1 protein-coding gene is annotated in these 783 nt (G+C 74.6%); it reads right to left on the bottom strand.

Annotated elements, in window-relative coordinates; all coding sequences use genetic code 11:
* On the bottom strand, positions 1–783 hold a 783-nt coding region (locus OUY22_RS36670; protein ID WP_270159916.1), incomplete at its 3' end, for a polyketide synthase dehydratase domain-containing protein.

Below are 783 nucleotides of genomic sequence, written 5' to 3'. Positions count from 1 at the left end.
CGACGGAACAGCGGAAGGCGCCGAGACCGGACGGCGTACCAGACGGGGCGCGTACACCCGCCCGTCCACCACCCGCACCTGCGCCTCGCCCGAACCCAGCACCACATCCCAACCGGAGAACCCCTCCGGCACCTCCGCCAGCACGAACCGGCCCGGCTGCTCACTCTGCGCCGAGCGCACCAGCCCCCACACCGCCCCCGCCGCCACATCCCCCGCCACCGTCGCGAACACCACCGGCGCCGAACCCGCCCCCGCCACCGCGCCCAACACCCGCGACGTCAACTCACGCACCACCGACGGCACATCCCCCGGCCCACCCACACACCACACCACCACCGGCTCCTCGCCACCCCGGCCGGAAACCGCCACCTCGACCCACTCCACCCCGTACAGCGGCGTCCCCGACGCGGCCGGGGCGAGCGACTCGACCGGCACCGGGCGCGCCCGCAGGGAGTCCAGGGAGAACACCGGACGCCCCGACGGACCGGCCGCCTCGATGGCGCACCCGTCGGCGCCGGTCCTGGCCAGGCGGACCCGCAGCGTGGCCGCTCCCGCCTCGTGCAGGCGCAGGCCGCGCAGTTCGAAGGGCAGGCGCAGCTCGTCGGCGGAGCCGGCGACGAGCAACGGATGGAACACGGCGTCGAACAGAGCGGGGTGGACGCCGAAGCCGGTCACGTCCACACCCTCCGGCGCCGCCACCTCGGCGAACAGCTCCTCACCACGACGCCACAACCGCCGCAACCCCTGGAACGCCGGACCGTACTCATAACCCAGACCCGCCAA

The organism is Nonomuraea corallina (assembly GCF_027620315.1).
Taxonomy (GTDB): Bacteria; Actinomycetota; Actinomycetes; order Streptosporangiales; family Streptosporangiaceae; genus Nonomuraea; species Nonomuraea corallina.
The sequence above is the reverse complement of the archived record's forward strand: the minus strand, read 5'-3'. Positions and strand labels throughout refer to the sequence as shown.